Source organism: Actinomadura sp. KC06 (assembly GCF_004348735.1).
Classification (GTDB): Bacteria; Actinomycetota; Actinomycetes; order Streptosporangiales; family Streptosporangiaceae; genus Spirillospora.
In genome coordinates this window covers 1-8,211 of record NZ_SMKT01000253.1, presented here as the reverse complement: position 1 = coordinate 8,211, position 8,211 = coordinate 1, and the positions used below count along the sequence as shown (strand labels likewise).

Annotated in this window: 4 protein-coding genes; all 4 read left to right on the top strand. The window is 68.0% G+C overall.

Going from position 1 to position 8,211, the window contains the following annotated elements; translation table 11 throughout:
* Nucleotides 1–165: 165 nt before the first annotated feature.
* Nucleotides 166–903 (top strand): hypothetical protein, encoded by a 738-nt coding sequence (locus E1287_RS40395; RefSeq protein ID WP_131970957.1) that lies wholly within the window; start codon nucleotides 166–168, stop codon nucleotides 901–903.
* A gap of 100 nt (nucleotides 904–1,003) precedes the next feature.
* Nucleotides 1,004–4,276: a DUF6603 domain-containing protein gene (locus E1287_RS40390; RefSeq protein ID WP_131970955.1), complete on the top strand. Its 3,273-nt coding sequence runs from the start codon at nucleotides 1,004–1,006 to the stop codon at nucleotides 4,274–4,276.
* On the top strand, nucleotides 4,273–6,651 hold the full coding sequence (locus E1287_RS40385) for a hypothetical protein (RefSeq protein WP_131970953.1): 2,379 nt from the start codon (nucleotides 4,273–4,275) through the stop codon (nucleotides 6,649–6,651). Before E1287_RS40390 ends, E1287_RS40385 begins: the two co-directional genes overlap by 4 nt.
* A 38-nt stretch (nucleotides 6,652–6,689) precedes the next feature.
* Nucleotides 6,690–8,211: hypothetical protein (locus tag E1287_RS40380; protein ID WP_207934753.1), on the top strand; the 1,522-nt coding region annotated here is incomplete at its 3' end.

Sequence of the window (8,211 nt, the reverse complement as noted above, 5' to 3'; positions counted from 1 at the left end):
GGGCCGACGATGGCGGTCCTGGCCGATGAAGACAGGTCGCCGTGTTATCGGCATGGGCCATTCCCGTAAATTCCGTGCAATTTACCTGGTCCTGAGTATACCGGTGTGCGGTGCCGGAGAAAAGGCCAGCGAGGAGTGGCCACGGCAATCGTGAGGGGGTGAGTGATGTCCATGCCGCTGCGGCTCGGCAGCGAGAAGACAGGGGTCGTCGACTATCGGGGGGGCAACGAGAGTCAAAAGTGCCCCCGTTGTGGCTACGGCCGCAACTCCACCAAGGGTGGGAAGCTGCTGCACGGCACGCCGGTATTGCCCGAAACCGCCGCCTTGCGTACGGTTCTTTCCGAAGTTTCCAAAGCGATTTTGGTGAGCAGCACATTTCAGGCGGCGGACGATCGGAAACGGTTTTTCATGCTGGGCGCCCTGGCGGCCACCTTCGGCGGCAGAGAGGTCTACCTGGTGGCCACCAGCAAGGGCGGCACGGACTATCTAAAACTTGGTCACCTCGACGACATCACCTGGCATAAAGGAAAGTGGCAGATCGCCCCCGTCGACCCGCCATCTGATGACTCCGGGACCGGCTGGAAAGGGTGGAGCACCATTATGGGTGAGCGGGTCGATCTCGACCCCCATATTCCCAACTACAGCACACCTTGCGCCGCGATACGTCTTCTGCTGTCCCTCGGAAGCCTGAACACGCAACACAGAAAAATGGACTCGGTCGCGCTTGCCGAGATGGTGTACATCGACAAGGCGGCGAAGCCGGGCCCCAGGGAGAATCCCGACCTCTATCGCACCCATCACGGATCGATGAGCGGATCGTCGTGGACCGCCCGTTCCTGCGGGCCGTGTGAGCGGCGGATTCCCTACCTGATATGTGACGTTCCGAAGAACTTGATCGAATAGCGGCGGCGCGGTTCGCAGCACGCACCGCCGGCTGACCCATGCCGTCCAGCGACAAACGTCAGAGAGGAAGGAAATGGCCGCGTCGATGACGATGGGTCAGATGAAGAGCTGGCTTGATGCTTTTGGTGGCGCCAAGCAACAGGTCGACATCCCGACCGGCCTGCCTGCGGAGCTCGGATATCTCAAGGGTTCGGTAAATCTCAGCGCGCTCAGCCTCTGGTTTGAATATTTCCAGGATATCAGCAGGCTGACCGACGTGCGGGCCAGTAGCGAGTCGCTTGCCGACCTGTCCATCACCGGAACGCTGGCCGGCACGTCGCTCAGCGTCAAGGTGCAGTTTCTCGCCGAGGCGCCCAGTCCTGCCGACGGCGACCCGGTGGCCAGGGTCGCCGTCAAAATGTCCCTTGGCAGCGTGCCGCAGTTCGGCTTCCTTAGTGACGTTCTCGGAGCCTTGAGCCTCAATTATGTGGTCTCCGTGCTGGACGGTTTCGCTCATCGTGAACTGTTCGCCAAGGTGGATCTGTCGATCGCGGTGAGCAAGAAGGTCACGATCGGCTGCGACCTGGATTTCACCGCTGCCGCCCAGCACTACGAGTTCACCGTCACGTCGGCCGATGGGATATCTGTCGCCGAGGCGCTGTACGCCCTGGGATTCAAGGGTGCGGAGTCGCTGACGTTCCTCCCCGCTTTCAAGGGCCTGGCGGTGCGATACGACGCGTTGGGCTCCGGCAAATTTCGGCTGGTGACCTATCCCACCGGGACGGAGGCCGGGACGATTACGTGGGCTGCTGCCGTACTGCCTAAAGAAGGCGAGGAGACGGCGCGTCCGGTGGTCGCCTCGGCCATGGTGCCGCTCGGCTCCAAGACGAGGCTGTCCGACCTTGACCTGCTTCGCGGGCAGATCCCGGTGGACTGCGACCTGCAAGTCGGCGTGCAGGTGATCTACGCCTCCCAGAAGCTTTCGACGGCCCGCATCACCGACCTCAACGCCGCTCTCGGAACATCGGCGGCGGCGCTGCCCGATGCCAACGCCCTGGAAGCGGGCACCACCCTGGCGGCGAGGGTCCTCATCGGCGACAAGCCTTACACGCTCCTGTTGCGCAAACCCGGTGGTCAGGCACCGGAAGGAACCCTGCGAGCGGCGAGCGCCGCGCAGGGAGGCGTGCCGGAGGTATTGGGCGCGGACGTCCAGGCGGGCGGCGACGGGCAGGCGTCCCTCAAGATCGAGCGGACGCTCGGTCCACTGCATCTGCGCCAGATCCAGCTGCGCCTGCTCCCGGCGGACGGCGGCGACGGCCAGCGGCTGGTCGTCGACCTGGACGCCGCCTTCACGGCGCTCGGGTTCGAGTTGGAGGCCACCGGTCTGGGTCTTCAGATCGAGCTGGTGAAAGATCCCAAGGTCAGCGTGGTGATCCGCGGTCTGGCCGCCTCGTACTCCGGCGATCCCCTCTACGTCATGGGCGCCCTGGTGTCCCATCCCGCCGATGGGACCTATGAGTTCGGCTACGACGGCCTCGTCATGATCAAGGCCGCCGACTGGGGATTCATGGCGGTCGGCTCGTACGCGCGGCTCAAGGGCGACGCCCGGCATCCCGCCTACACGTCGTTGTTCATCTTCGGCGCCCTGGAGGGCAAGATCGGCGGCCCGCCGCCGGTGGTCTTCACCGGGCTCGCTCTCGGGTTCGGCTACAACAGCAAGATCAACCTTCCGGAAGCCGACAAGGTCCCGGACTTCCCCTTCGTCAAGGCGCTCGGCAACCTCGAAGAGCTGACCGGGACAAAACCCGGCGAGCCGATCAGCCCCACCAAAGTGCTGGAGAACGTCACCGGCGGCACGAACGCGGTGGTGGTGCCCGCCAACGAGGTCATGTGGATGGCGGCCGGGCTCAGCTTCTCGGTCGCCGAGATCGTGGACGGCAAGTCGCTGCTCACCGTGCAGTTCGGTGGGGACGACCTCGTCGTCGCGCTGCTGGGCATGCTGTCGGCCGACTTCCCCGCCCGCTCGGACGGGTCAAGCAAGGCGCCGAGCGTCGCGCATCTCGATCTGGGTTTCCGAGCGATGTACGAGCACTCGAAGCGGCAGTTCTCGCTGACGGCGGCGCTGGGCGACAACTCGTGGGTCTTCGACCGGAACTGCAAGCTCACCGGGGGCGCCGCCCTTTACGTGTGGTTCCCCGGCAGCCGGCACGAGGGCGACTTCGTCGGCACCGTCGGCGGGTATCACCCCGCCTTCAAGAAGCCCGACCACTACCCGGCGGTGCCGCGTCTCGGCCTGAACTGGTCGGTCAGCTCGAAGGTCTCGATCAAGGGCGAACTGTACGTCGCCGTCACGCCCAAAGTCGGGATGGTGGGCGGACGGCTGGAGGTCAAATACAGCGCGGGCGGTCTGCGGGCCTGGCTGGTGGCCTACTTCAACGTCATCGTCTGGTGGGCGCCGCTGTATTTCCGCGCCGACATCGGCATCACCATCGGCGCCTCCTACAAGCTGGACTGCTGGCTGTTCAGCGTGACCGTGCGCGTCGAGATCGGCGCGACGCTGGAGGTGTGGGGCCCGCCGGTCGGGGGCCGCGCCCACCTGAAGGTCGGCCCGTTCTCGGTCACCATCGGTTTCGGCGAGGGGGAGAATCCCGCCGCGCGGAAGCTGGGCTGGAAGGACTTCCGCGACAAGCAGCTCCCGAAGGCGCCGATCACCGTCAGCGCGCTCGACGGCCTGCTCACCGACCCGGCCAAGGCCAAGCAGGCCGGGCGGGGGCATTGGGTGGTCTCCACCGACGGGTTCTCCTTCGTGACGCAGACCGCGTTGCCCGCGACCAAGGTCACCTACAACGGTGTGGACCAGTCCCTGGCCGCCGATCCCCACATCGGCGGGGTCAGCCGCGCACGCACGATCGCGCTCCAGATCGCCCCCATGAAGTACAGCGCGGAGGCGTCGAACGCGTCCGTCCACACCGTGTCGATCGGAGCGCCCGGGGGCGGCGGCTCGCAGGACGCGGATCTGAGCGCGAGCACCGATGGCTGGGAGGTCACGCCGCGTTACGCGGCGGTGCCCGGGGCCCTGTGGGGGCCACCCGCCGACCACCCGCCGGATGTGGGCGCCGCCGCCGACGGCGCGACGGAAGTGTTCGCGACCGGTCTGCATGTGCGGATGCCCCCGCCCGCGCTGACCGGCCACAAGGTCGACACTTCCATCGACACCCTCAAGGAACGGCTCTGGCCGGGCACGGAGCGGCCTTGGCCGGGCATGGTGAACCCTCTCCAGCACGCCCGCTCCGAGCGCGTGGCCCCCAGCGCTCCCGGTGATCCTCCCGACGCGGCGTTCAAGAAGCTGAGGGACGTGCTGACCTGCCTGCGCTTGCTGGAGGTCTCGTCGTGAGCGGCACCGAGCGCACCTTGACGTTCTCCGACAACCTGACGCCGGCGGTCGGGCCGGGAACCTACACGATCACGGTCGGCCACGTCCTGCCGGACGGCTTCCCCCTGGACGGCGAGCCGCTGCCCGCGGCGATCTCCCAAGAGTTCCAGGTGACCGGACTGCGACTGCACCTGGGCGACGGTGAGGTACACGGCGCCTATCCGGTGCCCGGCTCCAACAGTCCCGTCCATCAGTTGCTTCCGCACATCGCCCTTGAGCGCCGCGTCCTGCCGTGGGAGACCCGCCTGGCGTGGACCGCAGACGCGCAGGTGAACAAGAGACGGCCCTGGATGGCGCTGCTGCTTTTCACCAAGGACGAGATCGTCGACGACCCGGAGGCGGCGGGCCTGACCACCCACGGCCCGGCCGGTGATCTGCTCGTGACGGCGACCGGTCTCACGTTGCCCGCCTTCTCGCCGGAGCTCACCGACGAGGAGAAGGCTCAGGACGTCCACACGATCCGCATCAGCAAGGACGTGTTCGGGAAGGTGGCGCCCACTCCAGCGGAGATCGAGCTGCTCACCCACGTGCGGGGACCGCTGCCGGGCACCGACGAGGATCAGCGGCGCGCGGCGGAGTACGCGTTCGTGACGGCCAACCGCGTGCCGTCGCCGGACGGAGGAGCCTACGTCGCGCACCTGGTGTCGCTCGAAGGGCACACGGACCATTTCGCGTCCCCGGAGAAACTGACGAGCGATATCCGCCTGCTGTCGCTGTACTCGTGGACGTTCACCTGCCAGGCCGAAGGCCACGCCGGCTTTTCCGACCTGCGCGAGGGGCTGATCAAGCCGGGCCAGCCGACACAGAACGGGCAGCGCACCGACAATTCCCGAAAGCTGTTGCTGCGAATGCGGCAACCGGCCACCGCCGAAACCGACGACTACACCAAGGACGTTCAGTACCGGCTGGACAACGGGTACGTCCCGCTGGCTCACGACAGCGGCACGGCCGGTGACTTCGCCTGGTATCGCGGTCCGCTGGTCCCTTATGAAGCGACCCAGGAGAACCAGGACGGTTACGGCGCCGTCGATGTGAGCTATGCCGTCGCCCGCACGCTGGGGCGGTGTCTGGTGCTCGCCGACCAGGCGATGTCCGCGGTGCTCGCCTCCTACCTCGACGCCGCGCAGACCACCTTCGCCGGAGTCTGCTCCGTCATCGCACCGCTGCTGGACGCCGACACCGTGGCCGCGGGCGAGCACGAGCCGCTGCGGGACGGGCTGTCGACGCTGCTGAACCGGGCCGGTGACAGCTGGCGGGACGCCCTCGACAGGGTGCTGGCGGGCGAGCCGGTCCATCGGCACGCCGCCACGCTCAGCCGGGAGGCCCCGGCCCCGCTCGCGGCCCCGGGCGGCGGCGGGGCCGACGGTCCGGCCGACCCGATCGCCGTGTTGCGGGCCGCTGACCTGGGATCGGCCGCCACCGCCCCGCCCATGACCGCGCTGATGAACGTGCTGATGACCACCGATGAGCTGCTCGGCCCCGTCGCCACGGCCACGTTGGGCACAACCCCGCCGGAGCCGGGGGGCGGCCCGCCCGCGGCGGAATCCGCGCAGGATTCGCTCCGCGTCGATCCGACGATCGCCGCGTGGCTGGATCGGTTGCGGCGGCTGGAGCAGGTGCCCTTCGACCATCTCGTGCCGAACGCCGCGATGCTTCCGCCGGAGAGCCTGCGCTTCTTCCGCGTCGATCCCGCCTGGATCGACGCTCTGCTGGACGGAGCCTTCCAGGCCGCCAGGCGCTCGACCATCGACGAGAAACCGCTGGCGGCGCTACGCGAAACCTACTTCGGGCGTCCGTTCGCCGCGCCGGTCAGCGGCGTCCTGATCCGCTCGCAGCTCATCTCGGCGTACCCGAAGACGCAGGTGATGGTGTCGAAGGCCCAGGCGGACGGCTCCGCCGACGCCCCGGGCACGGTGATCCGCCACGACCGGCTGGCGCCCGACGTCCTGCTGTGCCTGTTCGACGGGCTGCCCAGGGACGTCGTCCTCCACGAGCCGATGCAGGGGCTCCATGTGGGCGTCGAGAAGCGGGGCGAGCAACCCGACGACGACTGGGTCGGGCTGCGCACCCTGGTCAAGGTCGAGTCCGAGCATCTGGCCGCCGGGCAGGCCCTGCCGGACACCTGGGCGAAGGTGCCCTACCGCCAGGAGGAGGGGCCCGGCGCCTACGTCCTCGACATCGACGCGGGCGCGGACGGCCTCGCCGCAAGGATCTGGTCGGCGCTGGACAGCCGGTACAGACCGCCCGACGCGTCGGCGTTGAGCCCCGCACACCTGGCTCTGCAGATGGTGCAGTCGCCGGAGAAGGCCACCCTGTCCATCTTCACAGCGCCCTGACACGAACGCATGGCTCACAAGCCGAGGAACACGCCGAGATGACTACTCACGAAGCGATCATCGTGCCCGTCCGTGTGACCGCGCTGATGGTCAACCAGGACGTCACGCTCAGGGACTGGCACCGCTGGTATCCCGATTTCAGCAAGGAGCCCCACCTCAGTCCCGTACCGGACCCGGTGGCGGCGAAGAAGCTACCGCCGGACCAGGGCGTGCTCGTGCACTGGGAACTGCCCGCGTCACTCCGTCGCGGCGTCCTCGGTGACGACGGGATCACCACCTACCCCGCCGCGCCGAACCGGTGGCTCGTGGTGCGCTACAGCGGCGGCAAGGACAGCAGGTGCAAGCCCGGCGGTCGTACGGCTGCCGGATGGCTCGTCCAAAGCGACTGCCTGCGCGATTCGGTGACGGACGAGCATGACAACTCGGCATACGCCGTAGCCAAGTCGCAAAACGACCCCACGCCTGTGCGCAAGCGCATCGGCCGCGTCCTCCCGCTGACCGGCGATCTGTCCGAGCCCGCCGCCACCGCCGCACTGACCGCGATCGGCCCCGGTCTGCCGACGTTCGCGGTCTACCAGCCGTACAACCAAGGCGTGTTCTCCCTATACGACTCCCGCGCCGCCCTGGGAGACACCGACCAGGACCTCAGCTATCTGGTCATGGGCTGGTTCAGCGCCGACGACAAGGACCCCTTCGCCGACATCACCGCCGACCTTCCGGCCCGGTTCGCCGAGCGGTTCGATCGGCTTGGCTGGGACTGCCCGCTCCCGGGCACGACGGCGCGCACGCTCTACACCGGTGCGGTAACGGGCTTGGTCTGGCAGCAGGACGCCGCACCCGCCGGGGACTTCGACGAAGCGCCACCTGACGCCGACCGGCCCAAGGACCGCGTTGTCACGTTCGGGGTCGGCGAGTCATCGGCCGATGGCGTATGTGCGCTCGCCCACGACCACCAACCCGCCGTCTGGGACGCCGACAACCTTCGGAAACTCCAGGCGTTGCAGTACGGGCTGCTTCAGCAGCTCGGTACTCACGACGGCGCGGTGGCGGCGCAGCTCCGCACCAGGGAGGCACGCTTCGACCCCGTCGCCGGAGGGTTCGTCTGGGACTTCACGACCCCGTCCTCGACTCCCGGCGACCCGGTGGTTCCGGTACGACCGCTCCCCGAAGAGGAACGGCAGTGGCTGGCCGCGACCAACAAAGCCCAACGCGAGCACGACCGGGCGCTGCGCAACCTGGTCCGGCGGCAGGAACGCCTCTACGAGCTGTGGTGGTACCGGCAACAGCTGAACGACCTCATCCCGGACGACGGCACGCAGCTCGACGCCCACCTCAACGCTCTCCTCCGCAGCGTCGACACCAAGCTCGACAAGACGATCAACGGCACGCTCGCCAACAAGGTCGACGCCGATCGGAAGACCTTGGCGGCCGCGCCCCCGCTCTTGCGCGCCACCACACCCGATGAGCTGAAGAAGGCGATCGACGACGAGGTCGCGCGGCTGACGGCGCTGTGGAAACGTCCTCCCGCCGGACGGCCCACCCGCACGCCCCGCCCGGCCT

Bases quoted from the DNA above. Each gene is read 5' to 3' on its own strand.
- E1287_RS40390 (WP_131970955.1), top strand. From the start codon at position 1,004: ATGAAGAGCTGGCTTGATGCTTTTGGTGGCGCCAAGCAACAGGTCGAC.
- E1287_RS40395 (WP_131970957.1), top strand. From the start codon at position 166: ATGTCCATGCCGCTGCGGCTCGGCAGCGAGAAGACAGGGGTCGTCGAC.